This window comes from Levilactobacillus parabrevis ATCC 53295, from assembly GCF_001434055.1.
Taxonomy (GTDB): domain Bacteria; phylum Bacillota; class Bacilli; order Lactobacillales; family Lactobacillaceae; genus Levilactobacillus; species Levilactobacillus parabrevis.
The window spans coordinates 1-25,506 of the sequence record NZ_AZCZ01000022.1; the positions used below are offsets into that span (position 1 = coordinate 1).

A 25,506-nucleotide genomic window follows, 5' to 3' on the forward strand; every position below is an offset into this window, starting at 1 on the left:
TGCACTTGATTTGACAATTGAGGGCCAAATAAAATTTCATTTACGCCGGCAATATTTCTTAAAAGAGAGGCCAGGACAATTATCCCGGCCTCTCACGTCAATATCTAGTTAGTTCGCAACCCGGGCACGCTGCCCAATCTCTAATTGCATGTGATAATAGTGATGGTCCCCAATCATCTGCTTACCGGAAACCTCATACCCCATGCGCTTATACAAGCGCATAGCGGCCGGGTTCTCCAGGTCCACATTCAGACCGATCACGGCTTGATTGTCCCGGCGCGCGTAGTGTGGCAGCGCCCGTAATAACTGGTGACCGATTCCCTTCCCTTGATGGTCGGGCGATACGGCCAGTGAATCCAGATACCACTCACCCTTGGCCGTTTCCGACTGGGTCTCAAATGGGACATCAAACGCAGCACTCTTGGCAGTGATTTGCGTAAAGACATCGTCTACAGCTTCTTCTCGTTCTCCGGGGTAGCCAAAGGCCATCCCCACGACTTGGCCATCGGCCTCGGCCACCACTGTGGTTGCCGGTCCAGACAAGTATGTCCGGGTCCGGTACGCCGCCGTAATGGCCTTCAATAAGTCGGGTTCGGGAACGTCTTCCAAATCTGTCAGTTCCATCTCATCGTAGATCAAGTTCATCAGCGGCGCTATCTGAGGAGCGTCCGCCGGTTGAGCCTCGCGAATTATCACAAAAAATCCTCCATTTCTAGTTCTCTCACTAGCCTAACGGAGGATGCTGCGTTTGTCAAAGGATTTGCCAAACTGGGCGGAAAGCTTTCCGCCCACTTATGTAACTGTCATGACGCTTAGATGGTCGCGGAACTTCAGCGTAATTAGTTCTCGCTAACTAACCGCCGAACACTACTGGCCCTGCGATCTGCGGCCCGTTTACCAAATATCAGCCCAACGGCAAATAAAGCGCTAGCTGTTATCCATGTTCTCATGGGGAGACTCCCTTCGTTTTGCCGAATCTGAACTTCCGGCGTCGTGCGCCCGTAATTCGGCTAGTTCTTGGCGAATTTCGCCTAAAATTTCAAGTTGAAAACGTGCGATCTCCATCGTGTGGGGGACCTGATTCTGTGCGAGGTGATCGACCTTGGCGTGGAGCAGACGTAACTCGTGCTCCGACTTCAGGTTAACGTGGTAGTCGTTTTCGGCCATCATGCGATCACGATCGGCGGAACGATTCTGACTCATCATAATGATGGGTGCCTGAATCGCCGCCACGCAACTTAACACTAAATTTAACAGAATGAAGGGGTAGTTGTCAAAGTTGACTCCAAATAAATGTAAGCCATTGACGATCATCCACCCGATCAACACGAACATGAAAACAAAGATAAAGCCCCAGGAACCACCAAAGCGCGCCACATCATCGGATACCTTCTGCCCAAACGTCAGGCTTTCCGACAAACTATCATTCACATCGATAATATCGTAGTCATCGCTCTGCAAGGCCTTAGTCAGCTTCTGATTGATCTTCTTGGTCTGCTTCATATCGGCATTGATCAGGGCGTCTACGTGCTCCAGACGGTACTTTAGCAGGTGATGACCACAGATATAGTCAGTGGGCTTACTCTGCGGATAATCCCGCTTAATTCGATTTCTCAGGCCGGCGTCTAATTCGGCCAGCTGCAGACTGCCTTCCAAGGCCACAGGTTCACCGTCTACTAAACAGTGAAGTTGTTCAGTTGCCATTTATGTCACTCCTTAGTTGCTTGACGAGCTGCTGCCAATCAGCCGGCACCTCGCTCATAAACGATCGGTTTTCTTGGGTAAAGGGATCGGTAAAACTCAGGGTATGCGCATGCAAGGCCTGCCGCGTCATCCCGCCCATTTCAGGGCCGTCGTAGAGATGGTCACCGATCAAGGGATGGTCCAAATAGGCAAAGTGGGCCCGAATTTGATGCGTCCGTCCCGTATGTAGCTTGACTTCCACGAGGGTTGCCTGGTCAAAACGTTCTTTGACCCAGTACTCGGTCTGTGCTGGCTTACCGGCGGGAGAGACCATCTGGTTATAGCCGGTCGGGTCACTCGCCAGCGGTTCATCAATCATGCCGTGGTCCTGTGACAGCCGATCACTGACAATGGCCAGGTAACGCTTATCCACCTGATGTTGGGCCTGCAACTGACTTGCTAGGCTATTGGCCAAACGGTGTCGGGCAACCCAGACCACCCCACTGGTGAACCGGTCCAGCCGCGTTAAGATATGGGGCACCCGGTTTTCCGCCTGCGTTTGTGCCCAGTGACCCTTGATGCGATTAACCAGGGTATCCGTTCGGTTGGCGGGGCCAGGTACCACGTTGAGACCGGCTGGCTTGTCGATCACCAGCCAGTCTCTATTTTCAAATAAAACGGTAATTGGAACCCTGCTCGTCGCTACATCGGGATCATCCGCTTCGGCGGGTAGCGTAACTGCCACCACATCCCCCACCTTCAAGGTTACTGCGGGAGTGACGACCGTGTCATTGACCCGAATCGTCCCGTTTTCCTTCAAGTCACTAAAAACCCGGTGACTGACGCCTTGCTGGTTCAAGAACCGCTTGAGACTCGTCACCGGTGTTGTTACCTGCCACGTTAATTCCATGCCATAAGTTCCCTTCTATTCAATCGCGAGATCGACCATCCAATCGAGATCGTCATTGCGATTGTTCAGCCATTCCGGGTGAGCCGCTAAGTCTTCATTGATCTGCGCGATCCTCCCGGCAAACGGGAAGTGCAGCGTTAATTCTTCATTAACCCCACTAACAATGAGAAATGGTGTCCCCAAGTGGACCCGGCCCTGTTCGACCTGCCACGTGATCTTCTGAACGGGCCCTAAAAGTTCCCGCCCGTCATCGGCGAATCCAATGCGGATAATCCCCTGCTCCAACGGCGTTAGCCACAGAGCACTGGCACTTACTTCTGGCTTATCGATCATTCTCGTCACCCCTTATGTGCTGTTAGTTCTACTTACAAATTGACACCACTTGATTACTTGCGATGATCCTACCGCAGTAGGCGTGGGTAAAATTCTTCTAATCACGGTATATTTTAACATAGGCGTAGAATCCACGGGAATTATTTCACCCTTTTCTGGCATAAGTCTAGCCGAGCCGTTATAATGAAACCAGTTGAAGGGGGAGAATATCATGATGATGTCGCACAATATCTTAACGGGGGCACTAATTCTATTAGCGGGCATTGCGCTGTTGGTCCTAATCATCTTTAAGTTATTTCCACAAACAAACCACAAGGCTGATGCTGACACCAAAATCTTACTGATTATTTTTACGATTGTTGGTATTGGGTTGTTAGGCATGGGTAGCTGGGTCTGCTTCATTTAATCTCAGTAAATAGTAATTAAAAAGTCACAAGGATTTGCGATCAAAATTCGCAGGTCCTTGTGACTTTTTTTGCTTAATAGTTAACTTATTCCGTGTAGTCCTCAGAGGTCGCCAAAGTTTCAATTTCTTTGGCACGCGTCCCCTGTTGTTCGATTTCTTCCAGTGTCCGTCCCTTAGTTTCTGGCACGCAGAACCGGATGAAGGCAACACCCAGCAGACAGATTACCCCAAAGATGGCAAAGACCGCCTCCTGAGACATTGCAGCCGTCATGACTGGGAATAACAGTCCCACTGCGAACGACCCAATCCAGTTAAAGGATGAGGCCAAACCGGAAGCCCGACCACGCACTGCCAACGGGAAGACTTCACCGATAAGGACCCAAGTCAATGGAGCCCACGTGAAGGAGTAAAACGCCACGTAGATGGACAGGAACACCACAATTAACATGGGGTTACTGTTGAGGTGAGTCACGTTCAGAAAGGCTGGCAGTAAGAAGGATAGACCCATCACTGCGCCACCTAAGATCAACAGTGCGCGCCGATTAAATTTATCGGCGATCCACAGAAAGACTAACGACCCGGTAACCAAAATGATCCCTTGAATAATTGGCCACATCAGCGCGTTGCTAGCGGCACTCCCGGTAGCTTGTTGCACGATCAATGGAATGTAGTAGAAGATGGCATTGGCACCCTGGAACTGTTGAAAGGCAGCGACACCAACCCCAGCAATGACTAAGTACCGGTACTTTCTGGAGAACAACGTTGCCCAAGAAGTGTTCTTGGCCGCAACGCTTTCCGTCTTGGCCGTGCTTTGAATCGTCTCAATTTCGTTGTCAATTTCATCGGCTGGGCGAATGTAGCTCAAGACCGTCCGCGCGGCGTCTAATTGGCCGTTCTTAATCAAGAAACGTGGTGATTCTGGTAACCGGAGAACCCCAGCAAAGAGAATAATTGCGGGAATTGCGGCGGAGCCCAGCATCAGCCGCCAAGCAAAAGCTTCTGGCAGCCCTTTCAAAAGAAAGTCAACAACGTAGGAGATCAACATCCCTGATACGATCATGGTCTGGTTGATTCCCGTCAGTCGGCCTCGTAGCCGAGCTGGAGACATTTCGGACATGTATGCTGGCACCAGAGCTGAAGCAGCCCCCACAGCCAAGCCGAGGAAGATCCGAACCCCAATCAGATAGTACTCACCCAAGTTAGGAACCATGGCGGACATCAGTGACCCCAGCGCAAAGATCAGGGCTGAGAGCAGAATCATCTTCCGCCGACCAAGTTTGTCTGACAGCTGACCAGACAGCGCGCCACCAAAGATCGCCCCAAACATGACAGCCGAGGTAATCCAGCCAATTAACGTTGCGTTTGATAGACTCCAGTCCGTCTCGAGGAAGGGTAACGCCCCCGTCATGACCCCGATATCATACCCGAATAAGATGCCCCCAAAAGAGCCGAAAAAGTAGATGTAACCGCTTGAAATTTTCTTGTTGCCTTTCACTTTAAAAATACCTCCCAATGTCTCTGCGTGTTCTCTCTGTGCCAAATCGGGCTAAAGGTATATTGGTCCGATAAATCATAGTTATCGTTTCAACGTCAGGAAAACCGGTGTTTACCAGGAACCAGGTAAAACGTTTTCACAAACGCAATACAAATATTTTAAAACAGTTATACGGATAAATCAATAGCGTTTTCTCTTATGCGGATGATCTTTCAAAGCGCTTTCTTTAACAAATCCCGGTATGAAAGCAACCGCTTGCTTAAAAACTTTTTTCGAAAATTGACTTTTTTCCACAAAAAAAGTGACTCATCGGAACCCCCCACCCATAAGGATGGAAGCGTTCTGATGAGTCACTTAATACCGGATTAGCGTTCAAAGGTATCTTTCACCCCATGAACCTGGTATAGTCGGTCTAATCCAAGTGCTTGACGACCCGGGCTGGATTGCCTGCAACGACCACGTTGTCCCCAAAGGACTTCGTGACCACGCTACCAGCACCGACGATGACGTTATTCCCTAACGTCACGCCAGGACAGATGATGGCACCACCACCGACCCAGACATCGTCTCCCATTGTCACTGGCTTACCAATGCCCATGGCACCATTACGCCGCAACTTAGGATCTGCCGGATGGTTTACGGAATAGATCTGCACCTTGGGTCCTAACAGGCAGTGCTTACCGATTCGAATGGGGGCAACATCAAGCATTACACAATCATAGTTGGCAAAGAAATCCTCATCCACGTAGATGTTATAACCGTAATCACACTTGAAACTCGCATGAACACTAACGTCCTTACCCGTGGAACCGAAGAGCTTCTTAATCAGTTTCTGGCTCTGTTCGGGATCACTTTCACCCAGGGCGTTGATTGCCTCGACCTGTTTACGAGCAGCACCCCGTTCTGCGACCAATTCGTCATTATACACGTCGAACAATTCGCCGGTGATCATTTTCTCTTTTTCTGATTTTCCCATATTCTCTTCCTCCTTGCACGTCCTGTTGAAACCACGACTCGATTTATAATGCATAATAGCTAACAACACAGCTGAAACCGGCCACCACAGCCCCGCAACGAATCAATCGTCCCTCTCAGTGCGCAATCAACGCCTCAAGACGTTGCTGAGAACGACGACTCACCATCTAGAGCCTACCTGACCACATTTTCACTGTCTCACTTACCCATTTCACGTCACAATCGTCGGCCGCTTGACTGGTTAAATAAAAATGGCCGGAGCTGCTCTCGGCAACCCCAACCATTTTTTCAGCCATTAATGACTATTTGATGAATGCCTTGTTCATGTTAACCATAGTAGCAAAGTCTTCCATTTGTTCTTCAGTCAGAGCGAATGAGAGCATAGTGTGGTGACCACCACCAGCTTGCATCCAAGCTAAGGCACCCTTTTCAAGGCCAACCTTTGGCGTCCAGAGTTGCTTAGCAACTGGCAACTTAGGAGTCTCAGCTTCTGGCTTGTGGGCAGCTACGGCGTAACTGATCATCTTGAAGCCGTCACGGAAGTCAGAGACAGTAACGTCAATGGCGTCACCTTCTGAACCAGTGAAGACAAGACGTGCAGGGTCAGCCTTACCACCAATATCCAATGGGTGAACTTCAACACGAGGCTTGTCGGAAGCGATAGTTGGGTCAACTTCCAGCATGTGAGAACCAAGGATTGCTTCGTGGCCCTTACGTAAGTCAAGCGTGTAGTCTTCCATGAAGGCAGTCTTCTTACCGTGGGACATGATCTTCATGACACGGCCAAGAGCAGCGGTCTTCCAGTCACCTTCGGCACCGAAGCCATAACCGTCACGAATTAACAATTGTGCGGCTAAACCAGGTAATTGTTCCATACCCCAGAGGTCTTCGAAGTTCGTGGTGAAGGCAGTGTAACCACCCTTTTCCAAGAAGCTCTTGATCCCGATGTATTGCTTCAATTGGGTACGTACAGACTTGGTGTACTTGTCAGCATCGTTGTCACCTTGAACCATGGTGTACTTGCTTTCCAAGTCAGCGTATTCCTTGTCGATGTCAGCATCTTTAACCTTGTTGATTTCTTCAACTAAGTCACCGATACCGTAGTAGTCAACAGTCCAGCCCATTTGGATTTGTGCTTGTACTTTGTCACCTTCAGTAACGGCAACGTTACGCATGGTGTCTCCGAAACGAGCAACCTTAACCTTGAAGCTTTCGTTGTAAGCGACAGCAACATCTTCCCAAGAAGCAATCTTGTCTTGGACTTCTGAGTCACCCCAGTAGCCGTAAACAATCTTGTTGTTCTTTTGTAAACGAGCATTGATGTAAGCATATTCACGGTCACCATGCGCACTTTGGTTCAAGTTCATGTAATCAAAGTCAATGTCAGCGTATGGGATGTTGTTCAAGTATTGCGTAGCCAAGTGAAGTAATGGCTTTTGCAACAATTCAGTCCCACGGATCCAGTTCTTGGCTGGAGAGAACGTGTGCATCCAGGTAATAACCCCGGCAACTTTATCGTTGTAGTTAACTTCCTTCATGAAGTTAGTGATGCTTTCGGCAGTCGTCATAACATCCTTGAAGACAACCTTGTAAGGTAATTTGCCGCTTGCGTTTAACTTGTCGGCAATGTCTTGGGCATCCTTGGCAACAGACTTCAATTGTTCTTCACCATAGAGATGTTGACTACCGGTAACAAACCAAAATTCATAATCAGGAACTGATAACATAATTTAAGCACTCCTTCTATATAATTGATTGTTATTCATGAAGCAATTGATACCAGATTATTCACGCGCCGCATGACTCTGCGACTTGGCATTGTTTTGCCCATAATAAGCGTTCTTACCGTGCTTACGGTAATAGTGCTTATCCAACAGATATTGTGGCAATTCCAGGTTCTTATGGGTTAATTGCATGGAGTGATAATCTTCTTCAGCAACCACTTCCAAAACTTTGGAGTTGTACACGGCCTTGGCTGGAGTAGGACCCCAAGCGAACGGACCATGTTGACTAACCAGAGCAGCTGGAATAGCTTCGTAATCCAAACCACGTTCCTTGAAGGTCTTGACAATGGTTTTACCTGTATTGCCTTCGTAATCTTCTTCGATTTCTTCCTTGGTCAATGCATCGGCCGCTGGAACATCACCGTAGAACGTGTCGGCGTGTGTCGTGTTCATTGCTGGAACGTCTAAGTTGGCGCCAGCAAAGGATACGGCCCATGGAGAGTGCGTGTGCACAATCCCACCAATGTTTGGAAATGCGTTGTAAAGTACCGTATGCGTTGGTGTGTCGCTGGATGGGTTCATATCCCCTTCAACAACTTCACCTTGCAAGTTTACGACGACCAAGTCGCTAGGCTTTAACTTGTCGTAGTCAACCCCAGAAGGCTTGATGACGAACAGACCCTTTTCCCGGTCAATCCCGGAAACGTTACCCCAAGTAAAGGTAACCAGGCCAAGTTTTGGCAATTGCATGTTGGCTTCGTAAACCTCTTGCTTTAATTCCTCTAACATTCAATTAACTTCCTCTCTTAGTCGCTAATTGCATCGCCAGCGGCAGCTTCCACCGGCAAGCCACCTTGATACTTTTCGATGAACTTCTGGTATCCAGCAACCCCATCAGGTTCTGGACTCAAAGTCATGGATTCTGGGTTCGTGAACACTTCTTTATCCAAGAAGTCTTCCAATGATTCATCGGTATCGCGCTTAGCATATACAGCTAAGACCGCCATCCCCCATGGACCACCTTCGCCGGCAGTACTCATAACAGTGATTGGCACGTTCAACGCATTGGCCAAAACTTGTTGACCAATAACAGGTGTCCGGAATAAACCACCTTGGGCAATCATAACATCAGTATGAACATGTTCTTGATTGATCAAGATGTCCATCCCAATCTTCAATGGTGCAAAGGCAGCATACAACTGAGTTTGCATGAAGTTTGGTAAGCTAAACTTGCTGTTTGGTGTCCGGACGAATAATGGACGACCAGCCTTGATCTTGGTGATGTTTTCACCTGATTGATAGCTGTAGTTGACCAATCCACCAGCATCTGGGTCTGCCTTAGCTGCTTCTAAGAAGAGCGTTTCGTACAGACGGTCTGGCTTCAATTCAACACCCAAACGGGCAGCAAATTCGTTGAAGACACTAGCCCAAGCATTAATATCTGAAGAACAGTTGTTAATGTGGACCATGGCAACTGGTGAGCCATCTGGGGTCATCACGATATCAATATCGCGGTAAACCTTAGTCAATGGCTTGTCCAAGACGTTCATGGAGAAGGATGAAGTCCCAACGGAGATATTCCCAGTCCGCTTCCGCACACTGTTCGTACCAACCATCCCGGTACCAGCATCCCCTTCAGGTGGTGCCATCACACTACCGGCTTCCAAGTTGCCATTTGCATCCAGGAGACTAGCCCCTTCAGCGGTCAAGTGACCGGCAACCTTACCAGCTGGTAAGATATCAGGCAAGATGTCTTCGATGTCCCAAGGGTATTGCTTAACGTTGTCGAGGTTGCTGAATTTCTCCAACATCTTCTTGTCGTAAGAACCCGTCTTGTCATCGATTGGGAAGACACCAGAAGCATCCCCAACACCTAAGACCTTTTCGCCAGATAATTTCCAAGTTACGTAGCCGGCTAAACTGGTAATGAAGTTCACGTTGCGAACGTGGTCTTCACCATTCAGGATAGCTTGGTACAGATGGGCAATACTCCAACGTTGTGGAATATTGAAATCGAACAACTTGGTCAATTCATCAGCGGATTGTTCCGTGATGTTGTTCCGCCAAGTCCGGAATGGTACCAACAATTTGCCACTCTTATCGAAGGCCAAGTAACCATGCATCATGGCACTGACCCCAACGGCACTGATCTTAGTCAAAGCACTGTGGTACTTGCTTTGTACATCGGCTGCCATTTGCGTGTAGCTTTGTTGAATCCCAGTCCAAACTTCGTCGATAGGATATGTCCAGACACCGTCTTCAAAGCGGTTTTCCCAAACATAACTGCCTGAGGCGATAGTATTGAAGTCATCAGTGACCAATACCGCTTTAATCCGGGTTGAACCTAACTCAATCCCTAAGGAAACCTCACCGGCTTCGATAGCGCGAGTCGTTTCAACTAAGTTCATTTAACTTACCTCCCAATAATTTTAAATCGAGAATTACTAGTCGTTGTTCGTAGCTTCTTTACTCTTACCATGGTTAGTCCCACGAGCTTCGATTTCTTCAAGTGAGTGACCACGAGTTTCTGGAACACAGAAACGAATGAACAGAACACCGAATACACAGATGACACCGAAGACAGCGAACACAGCTTCTTGTGACATTGCAGCAGTCATAATAGGGAAGATCAAACCAACAGCCCATGAACCGATCCAGTTAAATGATGAAGCTAAACCAGATGCACGGCCCCGAACAGCTAATGGGAAGATTTCACCAACGAGGACCCAGGTAAGTGGTGCCCAAGTGAATGAGTAGAATGCAACGTAGATTGACAAGAAGACAACGATCATCATTGGACTTGCGTTAGGAACTAACTTGTTGATGATAGCTGGTAACAGGAATGACAGAGCCATAACCGTACCACCCATAGTCAACAACGTCCGACGATTGAACTTTTCAGCAATCACGATGTAGAGTAATGAACCAAGAACTAACAGAACACCTTGAATGATTGGCCACATCAGAGCAGAACTTGCGGCGTTACCAGTTGCCTTTTCAACGATCAGTGGAATGTAGTAGAAGATCGCGTTGGCACCTTGGAATTGCTGGAAGGCAGCGACCCCAACACCGGCGATAACTAAGTAACGGTACTTGCCGTTAAATAACGTAGCCCATGAGGTCTTTTCTAAGTTACTTTCTTCAGTTTCAGCAGTCTTTTGAATGGATTCAACTTCTGGTTCAATATCTTCTGGCTTACGTACGTATGAAAGAACGGTACGTGCTTCGTCGAGTTTACCAGTCTTGATTAAGAAACGTGGTGATTCTGGCAATTTCAGAACCCCGAAGAAGAGGATGAAGGCAGGCACTGAAGCCAAGCCTAACATTAAACGCCATGATAAGTTACCAGGTAAGTCTTTTAAGACGAAGTCAACAACGTAAGAAATCAACATCCCAGAAACAATCATGGTCTGGTTGATCCCGGAAAGGCTACCACGCAAACGCGCTGGTGCCATTTCTGACATGTAAGCTGGGACTAAGGCTGAGGCAGCACCAACGGCTAACCCCAAGAAGATCCGCATCCCAATTAAGTAGTAAGTCCCACCGTTAGGAGAGAACCCACAAAGGATTGACCCAATGGCGAAGATTAAGGATGACATCAGAATCATCCGACGACGACCTAACTTATCGGCAAGTTGACCAGCAATTGCGGCACCGAAGATGGCACCGAACATAACTGATGAAGTAACCCAACCGATTAATGACGCGTTAGTCAATGCCCAGTCGGTCTTCAAGAATGGTAAGGCACCGGTCATAACACCAATATCATAACCGAACAGAATTCCACCGAACGATCCAAAGAAGAATATGAATTTACTTGAAACTTTCTTTTCCGCTTTCGCTTCCAAATTTCGTTCCTCCTAAGTTTAAAGGGGTCAAAGATAAAAAACTAAATAATGGCTTCTCCCGCTTAACTATTGATAGAAATGAAGCAGTTCCACCTGACGTTAATCACCCTTTCAAACTGGCCGGCCAGCCCGAAAATTCCGGTTAACTTTGTGAAGCGTTTTCATTTCTGAACAAACTTAGTGTATTATATTTATACGCATAAATCAACACCTATTTTTTATATGCGGATTAATATTCCGTGAAAACCCTTGCTATAACACGGGTTTGCGCATTTTTATTTTTTTTGAAAGCGTTTCCGAATCGCGGTAAGTTAAGCCTTTTACTTCGACCGAACCCTTTCAATCAATTCGCGGTACAGACCAGTTTATTGGGAAATGTTTTTTTTAATCGGACAAGTTCCGTCTCCACATTTCCGATCCATTCAGTTGGTTGGTTAGTTATCGGGCGATTGCCACAATCCCCACAATTGGGTGCCCACTCCCCCTCAGTTGGTCGATTAACCCCACGTGCAAGTTCATTGATTGACAGCGGCACAACCAAAAAGGCTCACGGAAGTTTTCCGTAAGCCTTCAAAGTTATCTGTTTTGAGTTGTCATAGCGCCAATCACTGAGGTTGGTCCAAAATTCATCCTAACCTATCTAGTCCACGTGCTTCGGTGCCGCCGTGGATTGTCGAACAATTAAGTCGGGTTCATAGGTGATCGATTGCACCGGCTGCTTATTCAACAACTGGAGCATCATCCGCCCTGCATCTTCCCCCATGACATCCTTCACGTGATTGAGCGTGGTCAGTCCAGGACTCATGTACTGCGACATCTGATAGTTATCGAAGCCCACGATTGAAATGTCCTGTGGTACCCGCAGTCCCCGCGATTTAACGTAGGACATGACCGGGATAGCCAGTTGGTCATTATAACAGGCAATCGCAGTTGGTCGATCAGTACTATCTATATAAGAGGCCACCCGGCTAGTGATCCGTTCAAAGTCATCGCCGGACTGGTACATAATCAGATTGCTCTTATAGGAAATATCCGGATGCTCTTGGTAGGCCTGAACGAACCCATTCATCCGGTTAACCCCCTGGATATCATCAACTTGAAAGATGCCCAGAATGCTCTCGTGGCCCATGCCCAACAAATATTCCACGAGTTTCTTTTCAGTCTTAGCGTCCGCCGTATTGACGTACGGAAAGTCCAGCTGTGGATAAGCCGCGTTAATGAAGAGCACGGGAATCTGGTCATCCTTAATTTCCTGGTATAAATCCATATTGGGATTGGGCAAGGCACTCTGGGTCGGTTCGATGATTAGCCCGGCAACCTTGCTATTAAGCATGTTGATCAAGTGTTTACGCTCACGGTCATGGTTATTCCGCGTATTTCCCAGCAACATTGAATAGCCACTATCGGAAATAACCTCATCTAGTCCGTAAATGATCCGTGGGAAGATGTAGTCGGCAATGTGGGTAGTAATGACACCAATCATCTTACTGTCGTTCTCGGTCGTCCAGTCCTTGTGCCAGTCCTGAACGAACATGCCGCCACCTTGAATCCGGTAGATGAAATGTTCGGTCTCTAAATCCCCCACGGCACGACGAATCGTGTACCGAGAAACCTTAAACTGTTCCATCAGTTCTGTTTCAGTTGGTAATTTTTCATCGATCGGATACTTCCCGGAAAGAATTGCTTCCTTCAGAGAGTCCTTGACTCTTTGGTATTTATTTTCCATAGTTACTCTCCCATAGTTCGTATCCATGCCGGACGGTAGTGGCTCATGGTAACGTTTTTTACATTTTGCGCAAACACCACCAGCCGCCATGCAACGGCCCCAAATTTGTTCGCAATTTGTTTGATTAACACTAGCATAGCAAATTTCCCACTAAACCGCCAACTTTAGGTAGTTTTTATGCGGATAAATCTACTTTTTCTCTGGAATCACGTTGCCTTCAGCGTCCAGATGCTTCACGATTCGTGCAGGATTACCGGCAATGACGACGTTGTCTCCAAATGATTTGGTGACGACCGCGCCCCCACCAACGATAACATTATTGCCAATCGTCACGCCCGGCACAATCACGGCATTCCCACCGATCCAGCAGTTATTGCCGATGGTGACAGGCTTCCCGTAACCCAACCAGGACGTCCGCGCCTCCAAGTTGTATGGATGGCCGGCCGTATAAATTTGAACTTTTGGTGCCAATAACACGTTATTGCCAATATTGATCTCACAAGTATCCAGCAAAATACAGTCAAAGTTGGCAAAGAAGTTATCCCCAACGTGAATATTGTAGCCGTAGTCGCAAGCAAATCTAGGTCGAATCTCAACATTCTTCCCAACCGATCCAAATAACTTCGTCACCAACGCCGTGACGCGATCCTTCTCACGGAAGGGAATCGTATCTAATTCTTCATATAAATCGCGGGCAGCAAAACGATCCGCAACCAGCTTTTCATCGTTGACATCATAGAGTTCCTCGTCCATCATTTTTTGAAATTCAGTTTTTGCCATCAGTGGTCAGTCCTTCACAGTAATTTATGAGAATAATAGTAGCACACTGTGTAAGCGATTACAATGTATTCATTCGCCAATTTGGAGCAATTTTATATTCATCCGGATAAATAATTAACTTAAAAAAGCGGCAATCCGGGAAAGATTGGCCGCCTAAATTTATTTGATTTATTTTTAAAGGTACTGTCCCGTTACCGAACGTGGGATCATCCGTACGCCAGCCACTGGTCCGGCATACAAGACTTCACCCCCATTAGTCCCACCATCCGGACCAATATCGATCAGCCAATCGGCACTGCGCATAACATCTAGGTTATGTTCAATCACAATTACTGTGTTTCCTTTGTCCACTAAATCATTGATGATTCGGACAATTGTTACAATGTCCGAAGGATGCAGCCCCGTCGTCGGTTCATCGAGGATGTAAATGTTTCCTCGCTTATTTAATTCCTTCGCAATTTTAAGTCGTTGTCCCTCGCCTCCGGACAACGTACTCAATGGTTGTCCCAATGCCAAGTATGCCAGTCCCACGGTCAAAACGTTTTTGAGCTTAGCAACGACCTTAGTCCCCGCAAAGAAAGCCGTGGCCTCCTCCACCGTCATCGCCATAATCTCTTCAATATTCTTTCCCTTGAACTGGTATGTCAGTACTTGAGGGTCAAATCGTCCACCGTGACACAGTGAACACGTGACCGTGGCGTTTTCCATAAAGGACAAATTCAGCTCCACGACCCCCTTACCGCCACATTGCGGACACGCACCCTTCGAATTAGCACTGAACAGGCTTTCGCTGACGCCATTTTCCGCTGCCAACAATTTACGAATGTCATTAAGGACACCCATGTAAGTAGCCGGATTGGAACGACTGTTCGCATGTAGCGCCCGTTGGTCAATCCGAATGGCCTCGGGATGTTCCTTGGCAAAGACCTGCTCAACCAGGGTACTCTTGCCAGAACCCGCCACCCCCGTCACCACCGTGAATAGCCCGACTGGGATTTTCAAAATAGCATCCTTAAGGTTATGCCGACGGCTCGGTTCACTCGTGATAAACTTTTCCGGCAACCTTGGCGCATCCTTGATGGCTAAGTGCCGATTCAAGTATTTTGCCGTTAACGTCTCGGACTTTAACAGCTCTGGATACGTGCCAGTAAAAGTAATCTGTCCACCATGAATACCGGCACGCGGGCCAACATCGACCACGTAGTCCGCCACCTGAATCACATCCGGATCATGCTCAACCACTAGAACCGTGTTGCCCTTCTGGCGCAGCTTGATCAGGAGGTCGTTGAGGCGATGAACGTCTCTAGGATGCAAGCCCGTGCTGGGTTCATCCAAAATATACAGCAGGTTCGTCAGGCTATTAGCCAGATACTTGACCGTCTTGACCCGCTGCGACTCGCCACCAGAAAGCGTCGTCGTCTCCCGCGTCAGGCTGAGATAGTCGAGACCCACGTCGATCAATCCCTCGACCCGTTCCTGAATGCTGTCAATTAAGTTCGACATCCGGGTATCACTAAATTCGGCCAGGGTCGTCCGCAAATCCGTTAGCTGCATGGCGGTCAAGTCATAGAGATTATAGCCATTGATCTTCACGGCTAAAGCTTCAGGATTGAACCGCGTTCCGTGACAATCTGGGCAAGGACTCATGGTCGCAAATTTCTCAATTTTCTTCCGGGCGCCCTCGCTGATCCCTTTGCCGACCTTCAAGTTCTGCCGGTAAAACAGTCGTTCCAAGCCTTCAAATTTCACATTAAAGACTGAATCCTTATAATTAACCCGCACTGACTGTTCCCCATTTAAGAGTTGCGCTAGCTTTTCGGGTGAAAATTCCTTAACCGGTTGATCCAAATCAAACCAGCCGGTCGCCACCAACGTTTGAAACAAAAAGGTCTGTGGCCCATAACCGGGCAATAAGATGGCACCATCGTTGAGCGACTTCTCTGGATCTAGAATCGCATCGCGTTTGACCACGTAGGTCTTCCCAATCCCCTCACAGGTTGGACACATACCGGCCGGATCATTGAAGGAAAAGGCATTGCTGGCCGTCCCATAATGTGGCGTGCCGAATCGTGAGAATAAGATTCGCAACAAGGGACTAATATCGCTGACCGTTCCTAGGGTTGAACGCGCATTTCCGCCCAGCGGCTTTTGATCGATCACAATGGCAGTCGAGAGGTTCCGTACCTCATCGACATCTGGTCGCCGATAATTCGGCAGAAAGGTTCGCGTAAAACTATCATATGTACTATTCAACTGACGTCCAGCCTCTTGCGCAATTGTATCGAAGACGATAGAAGACTTACCGGAACCAGAGACCCCAGTGAAGACGGTCAGGCGATTCTTAGGAATCTTGAGGCTAATATTTTTCAGGTTATTCTCACGGTCATTCACAATCTCAATGAAATCTGGATCAGACATGGCAGAACCCTCCTCTGCTAGACTTGAGCAACACAGCGCCTTTAAGAGTACCATAACCCCCTGAACGACCCAAGCATATAGACTCGCAAATTCTGGGCTAGAATCGTCGTCCACGGCTGCCGTGAGTTCCGCCGCTGTGAGGAACGGTAAAACCCAAAAAGCGGTCTTTTACCTCGACTTGAAACCTCGCCCAAACCGCGAGTTTCCAAGGTCGTCCCATGGCGTAAACACGGGGAGAAACAATCGCCCGTGCTAACGCCATCGCCACGGCTGGCTACACCTCTGACCTCCTCCAGCTAAGCTAGTTCTAGCCCAAACATTATTTCAATCGACGCACTTTCCTCATCTTCACACGACACCTATCATCCAACATCAGTACCTAAGACGCCAGAGAACCTGCAGATATTAAAAAAGTGGCGTTCATCGCGTCACTTCGAAATCATTTATTTATCATCATAGACTAGGAGCCACATTGACTAAAGTCATCAAACGTATTCAACCGTGCACGACACGCTATGCCTTAGCCGCCGCCTGGTCCTCGCGAATAATCGTCATGAAGGCTTCGCCATACTTCTCCAGCTTGCTCTGACCCACACCCTTGACCGACAAAAAAGCCTCGTCGTCTTGCGGAAGCACCTCGCACATGCCGTGTAACGACCGGTCCGAGAAGATAACGAACGGCGGCACGTGCTGATCTTCCGCCAGCTGATGCCGTAACTCTCGCAGTTTGCCAAAGAGTTCATCATCCACTGGTGCCAGCCGCTTGGCCTTGCGCGCCATCTTCCGGAAAACCTGCGTCTCCCCCTTCAGCACGCTCGCGCCTTCCTGGGTAATCGCTAGCGTGGGATACTGTCCGCCGACACTTTGCAAATAACCCGCCGCCGTCAGAAAGTCAATCAGTTCACCGACGCTCTTCTGGCGTTGACCACTCATAATGCCATAGGTCGATAGCTCTTCCAAATGGTTGTCTCGCACGCGTTGATTGTGCGCTCCCGTTAAAACTTGCGCCACGATTCCCTTGCCAAACCGTGACCGCAGCCGAACGACACACGACAAGACCTTTTGCGCCGACACCGTAATATCTTGGGCTTCACGATCATCACGACAGTTACTACAACGGCCACACGGTTCTGAATCCTCCCCAAAGTAAGCGAGGATGAACTGTTGTAGGCACCCCTGCGTGTTAGCGTACTGACTCATCACCTGTAGCTTCTGGTATTCGCGTTGCTTATTGCTTTCGTCACGTTCAGATTGGTCAATGAAAAAGTGTTGAATCTGGAGGTCCTGAGCTCGATACAGTAGGATAGCCTCACTCGGCAACCCGTCCCGACCGGCCCGACCAGCCTCCTGATAGTAGGCTTCCAACGTTCCGGGCACCTGCGCGTGAATCACGAAACGCACGTTACTCTTGTCGATACCCATTCCAAAGGCGTTAGTCGCAACCATCACCTGAATCCGATCGTAAAGGAAGTCCTCCTGATTTGCGCGCCGTTCGTCGTCGCTCAGACCCGCATGATAGGCGGCCGCCTTAACGTGGTGCCGGGTCAACAGCGTCGTCAACCGGGTAACTTCCTTGCGCGTGCTGGCATAGATGATCCCCGTCTCACCCTGATTGACCTTCAAGTAGTCCAAAATAAACCGGTCGGTATCCTGATCCTTGACCACCGTTAAGTCCAGATTGTCGCGGGCGAAGCCAGTATTGACTTCATTTTGTGGGTCAATCCGTAACTGCTGACAAATATCGGCCGCCACTTGTTCGGTAGCCGTCGCCGTCAACGCCAATACCTGCGGCTGCGTTGGCAGTTGCTCAATGGCTGTACTCAATGCCAAGTAACTCGGCCGGAAATCGTGTCCCCACTGTGAAATACAGTGCGCTTCGTCAACCGCCAACAAGTCCACTGGCAGTTGGCCCAGTGCCTGCAGGAATGCCGCCGAATCTAGCCGTTCGGGTGCCACATACAGCAATTTATAAGCGCCGTTATGTAGTCCGGCTAGGCGTTCTTGAATATCCGGCCAGTCCACCGAACTGTTGATAAATGTCGCGGGGATGCCACTATCATTTAACGCATCGACCTGATCCTTCATTAAGGAGATCAGTGGCGACACCACAACCGTAATCCCGTCGAACATCAGCGCAGGAATCTGGTAACACAGAGACTTCCCACCACCCGTGGGCATAATGGCCAGGCTATTCTCCCCCGCCATGACGTGCTCGATGACCGCCTGCTGCCCGGGGCGAAAGTCATCGTACCCAAACGTGGTCTTTAAAATGTGTTGCGCTGCCGCTAAGTCCATCAATGCTTACTCCTTCTTCTCAATGCTTCTATTCTACTGGCAAACGTCAACCGATACAACCGAACGGATACCCGAACAGCTTTTTTTCACAAAATACCCTGAAATAGTTGACAGCCAGCACATATTCGCTTATAGTAAATTAAATCGTACGCAACCGAATTGGAGGAACTACTCGTGGAAGACTCAGATATGACCCTGGCCAACCAACTCTGCTTTTCGGTGTACCACGCAAGCCGCCTTTTTATCAAGTTCTATCAGCAAGCACTCCAACCGTTTGCACTGACTTATCCCCAATACTTGGTACTTTTGGCGCTGTGGGAAGAGGATCGCCAACCCCTCCACGCATTAGGTGAACAATTAGACTTTGGCAGTAACACCCTGACCCCACTCCTGAAAAGGATGGAGAATAAAGGGTGGCTGACCCGCCAACTTGGTTCTTCGGACCATCGTCAATTAATTATCCAACTCACGGAAAAAGGGAGAGCTAGCAAGACCGCTATTTTTCAAGCGATCCGTCTGTGCGTCACCCAGCAGAATATTGATCCAGAACGCTACCAAAGCACCCTGAAACAGAATCATGAATTAATTGCGACTCTTGAAAAAATGCTAGATTAGCAGTTATTTATTTTCAGCAATCAGTCGTGCACGACTATTTATTGACACTTAGGAAAAGAGAAAGAGGTAACTTATTTTTATGATGCATTACGATGTCGCATTTATCGGCAGTGGCCACGCCAACTGGCACGCCGCCGTTGCTTTACGAAAAGCTGGCAAGTCAGTGGTCCTGATTGAAAAGGACCGCGTTGGTGGAACCAGTACCTTGGACGAAACTACCGCGTTGACGGCACACCCTCAAGACCTGGCCAGTGATACTGACGACTTTACTTGGGCAGACGTGACAGCGCACCGGCAACACGTTAGCGACACCCAAACCCAACAACTGATGACACTCTTCGCTAAATACGACATCACGCTCATTCACGGTACCGGTATCCTGATGGGTAAACACATGATTCAGATCGGTAGCCAACACATTTTCGCTGAAAATATCGTGCTGGGTACCGGCCAACACGCCGTACTACCTGCTATTATGGGTAAGGAATATCTTCACGACGGTCAAGACTTTCTGAGCCTGAAGCAACTACCCAACCACTTAACCATTATCGGTGCTGGGGTCCTTGCCCTTAAGTTTGCTTCCCTAGCGCAATATCTCGGCACCAAGGTTACCATCTTAACCCACGGTGCACGAGCAGCTAAGAACTTTGCGCCCCACTACGTCACAAAATTATTAGTCCGCCTGCAACAAGCCGGCGTCGACATTCGGTTCCGCGAACCTGTCCATAGCGTCGATGAGACGGCAACGGGTTACGGTGTCACGACGGAAAGTGGTCTGACCATTGCCACCGACTACGTACTGGCGACGACGGGACATGAACCCAATACCCAGATGCTGGGTTTGGAAAATGCTGGCATTTACACTAGCGATAACGGGATCGTCGTGGACGATCATCTGCGTGCTACCAGCCACAACATCTACGCCAGCGGTGATGCCGTCGCCAAAACCGTTGCCAAGACACCCGCAACGGCTACCTTTGAATCCAACTACATCGCCGCTCAAATTCTGGGCGATACCGCGCCAATCAGTTACCCGGTTCTCCCCAACGTCCTGTCCGCCTGCCCTCGCATTGCGCGGGTCGGAATCAGCGCTGCCGAAGCCGCCGGTAATTCCGACTACCAGATCGCCCAGATTCCTTATGGCAAGCTTACTGGCACCAAAGGCCCCCACGAGGTTGCAGCCGAAATGACGGTCGTTTTGGATGCCGCCCATCACTTGGTCGGCGCTGATATCTTTGGCATGGCCGCTCCCACTCTGGCGAACGCGCTGACCATTGCCATCACGCAACGACTATCAGCCGATGAGTTTGCCGATTTGACGGCCACCTGCCCAACAGCCATTCAAAAAATTACGGCGCACCTCTTGCCATTGTTGGCATCTACTACACCGGAAGACGTTGTTCAATTGGAAGCCTAGTTACTTTCACACGCTATATCACTATTTATTGGGACCAGTCGTTACTGCGGCTGGCCCCTTTTCTAGTTACGCCAAATTGAATCGGAAAAGTTCATTTTAAAAAAATAATGAAGCGATTTTTACGTAGTTAATTAGAAAGGAGTGATTCCCATGACTAATTTCAAGCAAGTTTCCAACTATCTCCATTCGAGTATGCTAAACTCGGATTACTCAAGAAGGAGGCCATTTACTATGGCAACCAAAGACAAAATTCAAATCGACATTGATTCTGAGATTAGAAAGCGTGCGGAAACTAACCTACAGATGAACGGTATTTCCCTCACACATTTACTACAGACTATTATCACGAGTATTGCCGACAATCAGACATCCCCCTCACCAACAATCACCGAGGCTGATCTACTTGCTTCCATTGATGAGGTGCTTAACGCCTTAAATGGCAAAGAAGAACTTGAATCCTATACAACGCTAGATGCTTTAAACAAAGGCTTATCAAATTAGGTGGTCACTTTACACCATTCACCCAACTCGAAAATTCAAGCAACAGTTCAAGAATGTTCAAAAGACACCGCGTTGGAACCGCGTCTTCAGTGGCACTGCACCCCTAGCAGGTGAAAATCGTCCAGCCTGGGACATCGTCATATCTTGTCTACTATCTGGCACTCCAATACCAAGTTACTTCTATCCTCATCGCTTACATGGAAAACAACAGCTTGCCAAACAAATCAAGTTTCTACTCTCAAAGCAGCATATTTCCGTTAGCATCACGGAATGTCACTTGGATGGCAAAAACGGCGATCATCTCTTAATTTATACGATTTTGCCGGAAACTAACCAAGTCTTTTCAATTTCCATCGACACACACGCCGAGCTTTTCTAACGAAACGGTGCATAACAATCTTTACATGATTCTCGTATTGGGACCAGTCACTATTGCGGCTGGCCCCTTTTCTATTGTTTCGTCACCGCTCCACTATCCCCCTTAATCAACTGAGCTGAAACCGCTCCTCACCGACTAGCAAAAGGTTGCAATGAATATCACAAAAGCCCTCGAAGACTGACCAACCACTTCAACGCTCCTGCTATCAATGCTATAATGTTTTTTAAAAGGAGTGCTGTATTCATGACGAAGAGAATTAAAGGTTCATGTACCACGATTTTAGTAGGGAAAAAGGCTTCCTTAGACGGCTCCACCATCATTTCACGGAACGATGACGGCCACGAAGCCCTAGACCCAGAACGGTTCGTTGTGGTCAACCCTGATGACCAACCTCGCGATTACCAAGCGGTGATCAGCGGTGTGCAAATCAAGTTACCCGACAACCCACTGCGTTACACCTCAATTCCTAACTCCATCTTAACCAACGGTATCTGGCCAGCAGCCGGCATCAACAGTGAAAACATTGCGATGTCCGCTACCGAAACCATTACCACGAACTCCCGCGTGTTGGGGATCGACCCCTACGTTGACGGCGGAATCGGTGAAGAAGACCTGGTAACGTTGGTCTTGCCATACATTCACAGCGCTCGCGATGGTGTGAAGCGTTTAGGTAGCCTGCTGGAAGAATTCGGAACCTACGAACCAAACGGGATTGCCTTCTCCGACAACAACGAAATCTGGTGGCTAGAAACCATTGGTGGGCATCACTGGGCTGCTAAGCGGATTCCAGACGACGCCTACGTGGTTGCGCCTAACCGCATGAACATTGACGACTTTGATTTTAGTGCCGAAGATACCTTGGCTTCAGACGACTTGGAAGACTTGATCACCAAGTACAACCTGAACCCCGACTTCGACCACGTTAACCTGCGTCACATCTTCGGCAGTGCTTCCATTAAGGACACGGTCTACAACAACCCCCGTGCTTGGTTCGGTCAGAAGTACTTCAATCCTGAAATCGAACAAGATCCACAGGACCAAGACTTGCCATTCATTTGTCACGCCAACCGGAAGATCTCAATCGACGACGTAAAATTCGTTTTGAGCTCTCACTTTGAAAACACGAAGTACGACGTTTACGGCCACGGCTCTGAAGACGACAAGACGTTGTTCCGTCCAATTGGGATCAACCGGAACCACGATGTGCACATCTTACAAATCAGAAATAACGTGCCCGACAGTATCGCCGGGATTCACTGGTTAGCCTTTGGTGCCAACACGTTCAACACCGTTGTGCCATTCTACGCTAACGTTGATGACACGCCAGCTGCTTACAAAGACGCTGACGGGACGTTCAACATGAACCACATGTACTGGTTGAGCTGCACTACGGCACTGTTGGGTGACACGGATTACAGTCTTTACGAAGACTTCCGTAACACCTTCGCCTTAGAGGCAATGTCTGCTTACCGGAAGATTCAACACGAAACGGATGCCGCTATCGTTGACGGTGCCGACACCAAGATCCTGAAGGAAGCCAACGAAAAGCTTTCCGATGAATCCTTCACCCGTCAAACGAAGTTATTGGGTGACATGGTGACGTTTGGTTCCGAACACATGAAGTTACGGTACAACTTAAACGACTAATTCTCACTAACAAAAGATGACTGCTCAGAAGCTTAACATTAGCTCTTGAGCAGTCATCTTTTTATGCCAATTTTAGACGCTTCATGATTTCAATGACCACCTCAATTTTGACAAACATCGGATAAGTTTCCAGTATAGCTGGCACAGTGTCATAATCAGCATGTAAATATTCAAATCCTAATTGTTGATAGAATTCCAAGGCACCAGGTAATGCAGCAACTTGAATCCCAAAAATGCCAATGTTCAACTTGAATCTGGCAATTAGTACTTGTTCAAATATATCTAGGATCAACTTTGTACCATTCTTTTGATTCTGAAGACTTCGCTCCACACCTAGCCAAGTAATCTCAATAGCAGGATACGGGATTACCGCTTGGCTAAGCCACGATAAATCATCCAGTAAGTTTCGAAATATTTGTGCATCGTATGCGCTCTGAACCTCTACAATACTCGCGGACAATGCATAGAATCCAACAATCACCCTCTTATCTTTCGCTTCCAAGACGGTCGTTGAAGTTTGCCCTAACTGATCGGCCCAAGCAGCCCGTTCTCTTAAAAAACGATTAACAGTTGGCTCGCCACAGTCAAATTTGACCAATGATTCTTGCGAACTTATCTTTGAAATATGGGTTCTATACATCGGGTGTCTCTAATGCCTTCTTAAATGCAATAACTGCGCGTTCAATATGAGCCTTCTCCGTATCAGTCGGTTCATTTCCCGTAGGCAACAAGATTTTCATAACCTTGTCGTACTCTTTCCGATCCTTAACTTTAATAACTTGTTTCAGCTTGCCACCCTCAACCATTGTCATTTTGTGTCCTCCCGTTGGCTATACACCTGCCTTGACCATTTTCTTCCGTTTCTCACCATTCCAGTCAGTATAACTGCTTCACCCCATAGGTGTATAGCCCCTTTCACAAACTTTACAAAGCAAAAGCGAGCCACCAGCATAAAACGCCGGTAGCTCGCCCTTTTGATATAACTTAGAATTTCAGTTCGTACTCAAATTTCAGTTTCTTATAGTAATCCTGTTCGATGAAGTCCGTTGGCCGGACCGCACCATCCTTCATGTCAAAGTAGGCCACCCCCGCCATCTTGAGCATTTTATAGACAAACTGGGAACAGAACATGATGTTGGGCTTAGCGGAATGCTTGGAAACCAGCCCCAGCATGTTGTAGGCACTTCCCTCGCGATTGATCTCATCGATCTTGTCGATCACGAACTCCTTTTGTGCCGCGGTCACCGGCAAACTGTAAACCAGCAAAGACGCGCCCGCCTTCTGATGGAAGAACTCCAGAGTTTCGGCATTCATCCCCGGTGGGTAAACGTTGTCGCCACCGTTGTAACTGATGATGGTCTCCAGATCGCGGTCAAAGGCCAGTGACACATGGTTGAACTGCTTACGGGTAAATACCGAGATCATCTCGCTAGCGGCACTCCCCGTATTGGACACGGCCAGATACAAGTTGGTATCACCCAGGGTGGCGTCCGCCGCATCAAAGTAAGCGTTCGTGAGCGTCCCGTGGTTGATGTATCGTACCGAACTGTGGCGCGGTAAGTCTTCCAGAATCGTCTTCACGTGAGCAACCGAGACCTTATCCTTGGCCTCAGCCGCCGTGTTCATGAGGTCACTCAGCTTGTCGGCACTCTGCCGCAGCTCATCGAAGCTGACCGTTGCCGCCTCTTCGACCGTCGGCAAATAGAAAACCGTCTGATTGTTGGTCGTGACGAACCGTTCGACCCATAACGGAACGAGAATAATAATGACACCTAAAATTTTAGCCGGAAAGTACACGGGCGACCATCCCCGCATGGGAAAAACCACCACCGAAATGAAGATAATCTGCAGGACCAGCAGGAGCCCATAAGCAGCGGTCAGTCCCAACTTCGCCGGTCGAGGAAACTGGGCGAGCCAGGTCCGCACGACCATCACTGCCGCCAAATAAATGTAGACGATAATCAGGATGGGTTGATTGGCAAATAGGTACAAGCTGATGAGCAGGAGCCACCCAAGCCCGCGAATTCTAATTGATTGAAAATAGTTGATGACGTCGTTCATGACAACCCTCTTTCACGTAAAAGGCGAACGCCAGTATCGGTGGCAGTCACCAGTTGGTCAAGTCACTTAACTTGAAAATAGTAGATTTAGTATACCATATTCCATGCCATAACACCGGCAGTATCGGCAGCGCCGCCTCCATTAGCACGGAAACAATTATTGGCTTAAACCAATTTTTCTCACGAACTGGCAGAAAAATGCGACTGGATTGCGAAAAATTACATTAGTAGTAAGTAGAGGGCAAAAAAGCAGCTACCAAAGTTACTGGTAACTGCTCACGATAACTTACTTTT

Annotated in this window: 22 protein-coding genes; 5 read left to right on the forward strand and 17 right to left on the reverse strand. The window is 48.4% G+C overall.

Annotated elements, in window-relative coordinates:
- Window positions 1-108: 108 nt before the first annotated feature.
- The 4 genes from FD07_RS06965 to FD07_RS06980 form a co-directional block, all read right to left on the reverse strand.
- The gene (locus FD07_RS06965) at window positions 109-696 is read right to left on the reverse strand and encodes a GNAT family N-acetyltransferase (protein WP_020089598.1); all 588 of its coding nucleotides are present in this window, start codon (window positions 694-696) and stop codon (window positions 109-111) included.
- Between the two features lie 231 nt (window positions 697-927).
- On the reverse strand, window positions 928-1,704 hold the full coding sequence (locus FD07_RS06970) for a DUF1003 domain-containing protein (RefSeq protein WP_020089599.1): 777 nt from the start codon (window positions 1,702-1,704) through the stop codon (window positions 928-930).
- On the reverse strand, window positions 1,694-2,593 hold the full coding sequence (locus FD07_RS06975; protein WP_020089600.1) for an RluA family pseudouridine synthase: 900 nt from the start codon (window positions 2,591-2,593) through the stop codon (window positions 1,694-1,696). The genes FD07_RS06970 and FD07_RS06975 overlap by 11 nt, the downstream gene beginning before the upstream one ends.
- Before the next feature lie 15 nt (window positions 2,594-2,608).
- Window positions 2,609-2,926, reverse strand: a complete 318-nt coding sequence (locus FD07_RS06980) for a hypothetical protein (protein ID WP_020089601.1) — start codon at window positions 2,924-2,926, stop codon at window positions 2,609-2,611.
- 211 nt (window positions 2,927-3,137) lie between these two features.
- Between FD07_RS06980 and FD07_RS06985 the strand changes: the two genes are divergently transcribed.
- Entirely contained in the window at window positions 3,138-3,332 is a 195-nt protein-coding gene (locus FD07_RS06985) for a hypothetical protein (protein WP_020089602.1), read from the forward strand.
- A gap of 85 nt (window positions 3,333-3,417) precedes the next feature.
- Here FD07_RS06985 and FD07_RS06990 read toward each other — a convergent pair whose 3' ends face one another.
- The 10 genes from FD07_RS06990 to recQ all read right to left on the reverse strand — a co-directional run bounded on the left by FD07_RS06990 (window position 3,418) and on the right by recQ (window position 18,593).
- Window positions 3,418-4,827 (reverse strand): sugar porter family MFS transporter, encoded by a 1,410-nt coding sequence (locus tag FD07_RS06990; protein ID WP_020089603.1) that lies wholly within the window; start codon window positions 4,825-4,827, stop codon window positions 3,418-3,420.
- 412 nt (window positions 4,828-5,239) lie between these two features.
- Window positions 5,240-5,803: a sugar O-acetyltransferase gene (locus FD07_RS06995; protein ID WP_020089604.1), complete on the reverse strand. Its 564-nt coding sequence runs from the start codon at window positions 5,801-5,803 to the stop codon at window positions 5,240-5,242.
- A gap of 301 nt (window positions 5,804-6,104) precedes the next feature.
- A complete protein-coding gene (gene araA / locus FD07_RS07000) occupies window positions 6,105-7,529 on the reverse strand; it encodes an L-arabinose isomerase (RefSeq protein WP_020089605.1) in 1,425 nt (474 codons plus the stop codon).
- Between the two features lie 57 nt (window positions 7,530-7,586).
- Window positions 7,587-8,315, reverse strand: a complete 729-nt coding sequence (locus FD07_RS07005; RefSeq protein ID WP_020089606.1) for an L-ribulose-5-phosphate 4-epimerase — start codon at window positions 8,313-8,315, stop codon at window positions 7,587-7,589.
- A 17-nt stretch (window positions 8,316-8,332) separates the two neighbouring features.
- Window positions 8,333-9,934, reverse strand: a complete 1,602-nt coding sequence (locus FD07_RS07010; RefSeq protein ID WP_020089607.1) for a xylulokinase — start codon at window positions 9,932-9,934, stop codon at window positions 8,333-8,335.
- A gap of 36 nt (window positions 9,935-9,970) precedes the next feature.
- Window positions 9,971-11,374, reverse strand: coding sequence for a sugar porter family MFS transporter (locus FD07_RS07015; RefSeq protein WP_020089608.1), 1,404 nt, complete (start codon window positions 11,372-11,374; stop codon window positions 9,971-9,973).
- Window positions 11,375-12,014: 640 nt separating this feature from the next.
- Window positions 12,015-13,100, reverse strand: coding sequence for a GntR family transcriptional regulator (locus tag FD07_RS07020; protein WP_020089609.1), 1,086 nt, complete (start codon window positions 13,098-13,100; stop codon window positions 12,015-12,017).
- Between the two features lie 189 nt (window positions 13,101-13,289).
- The gene (locus FD07_RS07025; RefSeq protein WP_020089610.1) at window positions 13,290-13,880 is read right to left on the reverse strand and encodes a sugar O-acetyltransferase; all 591 of its coding nucleotides are present in this window, start codon (window positions 13,878-13,880) and stop codon (window positions 13,290-13,292) included.
- Window positions 13,881-14,054: 174 nt separating this feature from the next.
- Window positions 14,055-16,298, reverse strand: coding sequence for an ATP-binding cassette domain-containing protein (locus FD07_RS07030; protein ID WP_020089611.1), 2,244 nt, complete (start codon window positions 16,296-16,298; stop codon window positions 14,055-14,057).
- 513 nt (window positions 16,299-16,811) lie between these two features.
- Entirely contained in the window at window positions 16,812-18,593 is a 1,782-nt protein-coding gene (gene recQ, locus FD07_RS07035; RefSeq protein ID WP_020089612.1) for a DNA helicase RecQ, read from the reverse strand.
- A gap of 174 nt (window positions 18,594-18,767) precedes the next feature.
- Between recQ and FD07_RS07040 the strand changes: the two genes are divergently transcribed.
- From FD07_RS07040 to FD07_RS07055, 4 genes are all read left to right on the forward strand, one after another.
- Window positions 18,768-19,208, forward strand: a complete 441-nt coding sequence (locus tag FD07_RS07040) for a MarR family winged helix-turn-helix transcriptional regulator (RefSeq protein WP_020089613.1) — start codon at window positions 18,768-18,770, stop codon at window positions 19,206-19,208.
- Between the two features lie 79 nt (window positions 19,209-19,287).
- On the forward strand, window positions 19,288-20,625 hold the full coding sequence (locus tag FD07_RS07045; RefSeq protein WP_020089614.1) for an FAD-dependent oxidoreductase: 1,338 nt from the start codon (window positions 19,288-19,290) through the stop codon (window positions 20,623-20,625).
- A 231-nt stretch (window positions 20,626-20,856) separates the two neighbouring features.
- Complete coding sequence (locus FD07_RS07050; protein ID WP_020089615.1) at window positions 20,857-21,126, forward strand: hypothetical protein; 270 nt, start codon at window positions 20,857-20,859, stop codon at window positions 21,124-21,126.
- 622 nt (window positions 21,127-21,748) lie between these two features.
- Window positions 21,749-23,152, forward strand: a complete 1,404-nt coding sequence (locus FD07_RS07055) for a C69 family dipeptidase (protein ID WP_020089616.1) — start codon at window positions 21,749-21,751, stop codon at window positions 23,150-23,152.
- A 61-nt stretch (window positions 23,153-23,213) separates the two neighbouring features.
- On the opposite strand, the gene FD07_RS07060 is transcribed toward FD07_RS07055, so the two are convergent.
- The 3 genes from FD07_RS07060 to FD07_RS07070 all read right to left on the reverse strand — a co-directional run bounded on the left by FD07_RS07060 (window position 23,214) and on the right by FD07_RS07070 (window position 25,213).
- A complete protein-coding gene (locus FD07_RS07060; protein WP_020089617.1) occupies window positions 23,214-23,792 on the reverse strand; it encodes an N-acetyltransferase in 579 nt (192 codons plus the stop codon).
- Window positions 23,785-23,964: a hypothetical protein gene (locus tag FD07_RS07065; protein ID WP_020089618.1), complete on the reverse strand. Its 180-nt coding sequence runs from the start codon at window positions 23,962-23,964 to the stop codon at window positions 23,785-23,787. Before FD07_RS07065 ends, FD07_RS07060 begins: the two co-directional genes overlap by 8 nt.
- 172 nt (window positions 23,965-24,136) lie before the next feature.
- The gene (locus FD07_RS07070) at window positions 24,137-25,213 is read right to left on the reverse strand and encodes a hypothetical protein (RefSeq protein ID WP_020089619.1); all 1,077 of its coding nucleotides are present in this window, start codon (window positions 25,211-25,213) and stop codon (window positions 24,137-24,139) included.
- Window positions 25,214-25,506: the final 293 nt, after the last annotated feature.

What these genes read in the sequence shown, in the direction of transcription:
- FD07_RS06970 (WP_020089599.1), bottom strand. Translation starts at nt 1,704, where the DNA reads ATGGCAACTGAACAACTTCACTGTTTAGTAGACGGTGAACCTGTGGCC.
- FD07_RS06975 (WP_020089600.1), bottom strand. Translation starts at nt 2,593, where the DNA reads ATGGAATTAACGTGGCAGGTAACAACACCGGTGACGAGTCTCAAGCGG.
- FD07_RS06980 (WP_020089601.1), bottom strand. Translation starts at nt 2,926, where the DNA reads ATGATCGATAAGCCAGAAGTAAGTGCCAGTGCTCTGTGGCTAACGCCG.
- FD07_RS06985 (WP_020089602.1), top strand. Translation starts at nt 3,138, where the DNA reads ATGATGATGTCGCACAATATCTTAACGGGGGCACTAATTCTATTAGCG.
- FD07_RS06995 (WP_020089604.1), bottom strand. Translation starts at nt 5,803, where the DNA reads ATGGGAAAATCAGAAAAAGAGAAAATGATCACCGGCGAATTGTTCGAC.
- araA (WP_020089605.1), bottom strand. Translation starts at nt 7,529, where the DNA reads ATGTTATCAGTTCCTGATTATGAATTTTGGTTTGTTACCGGTAGTCAA.
- FD07_RS07005 (WP_020089606.1), bottom strand. Translation starts at nt 8,315, where the DNA reads ATGTTAGAGGAATTAAAGCAAGAGGTTTACGAAGCCAACATGCAATTG.
- FD07_RS07010 (WP_020089607.1), bottom strand. Translation starts at nt 9,934, where the DNA reads ATGAACTTAGTTGAAACGACTCGCGCTATCGAAGCCGGTGAGGTTTCC.
- FD07_RS07020 (WP_020089609.1), bottom strand. Translation starts at nt 13,100, where the DNA reads ATGGAAAATAAATACCAAAGAGTCAAGGACTCTCTGAAGGAAGCAATT.
- FD07_RS07025 (WP_020089610.1), bottom strand. Translation starts at nt 13,880, where the DNA reads ATGGCAAAAACTGAATTTCAAAAAATGATGGACGAGGAACTCTATGAT.
- FD07_RS07030 (WP_020089611.1), bottom strand. Translation starts at nt 16,298, where the DNA reads ATGTCTGATCCAGATTTCATTGAGATTGTGAATGACCGTGAGAATAAC.
- recQ (WP_020089612.1), bottom strand. Translation starts at nt 18,593, where the DNA reads ATGGACTTAGCGGCAGCGCAACACATTTTAAAGACCACGTTTGGGTAC.
- FD07_RS07045 (WP_020089614.1), top strand. Translation starts at nt 19,288, where the DNA reads ATGATGCATTACGATGTCGCATTTATCGGCAGTGGCCACGCCAACTGG.
- FD07_RS07050 (WP_020089615.1), top strand. Translation starts at nt 20,857, where the DNA reads ATGGCAACCAAAGACAAAATTCAAATCGACATTGATTCTGAGATTAGA.
- FD07_RS07055 (WP_020089616.1), top strand. Translation starts at nt 21,749, where the DNA reads ATGACGAAGAGAATTAAAGGTTCATGTACCACGATTTTAGTAGGGAAA.
- FD07_RS07060 (WP_020089617.1), bottom strand. Translation starts at nt 23,792, where the DNA reads ATGTATAGAACCCATATTTCAAAGATAAGTTCGCAAGAATCATTGGTC.
- FD07_RS07065 (WP_020089618.1), bottom strand. Translation starts at nt 23,964, where the DNA reads ATGACAATGGTTGAGGGTGGCAAGCTGAAACAAGTTATTAAAGTTAAG.
- FD07_RS07070 (WP_020089619.1), bottom strand. Translation starts at nt 25,213, where the DNA reads ATGAACGACGTCATCAACTATTTTCAATCAATTAGAATTCGCGGGCTT.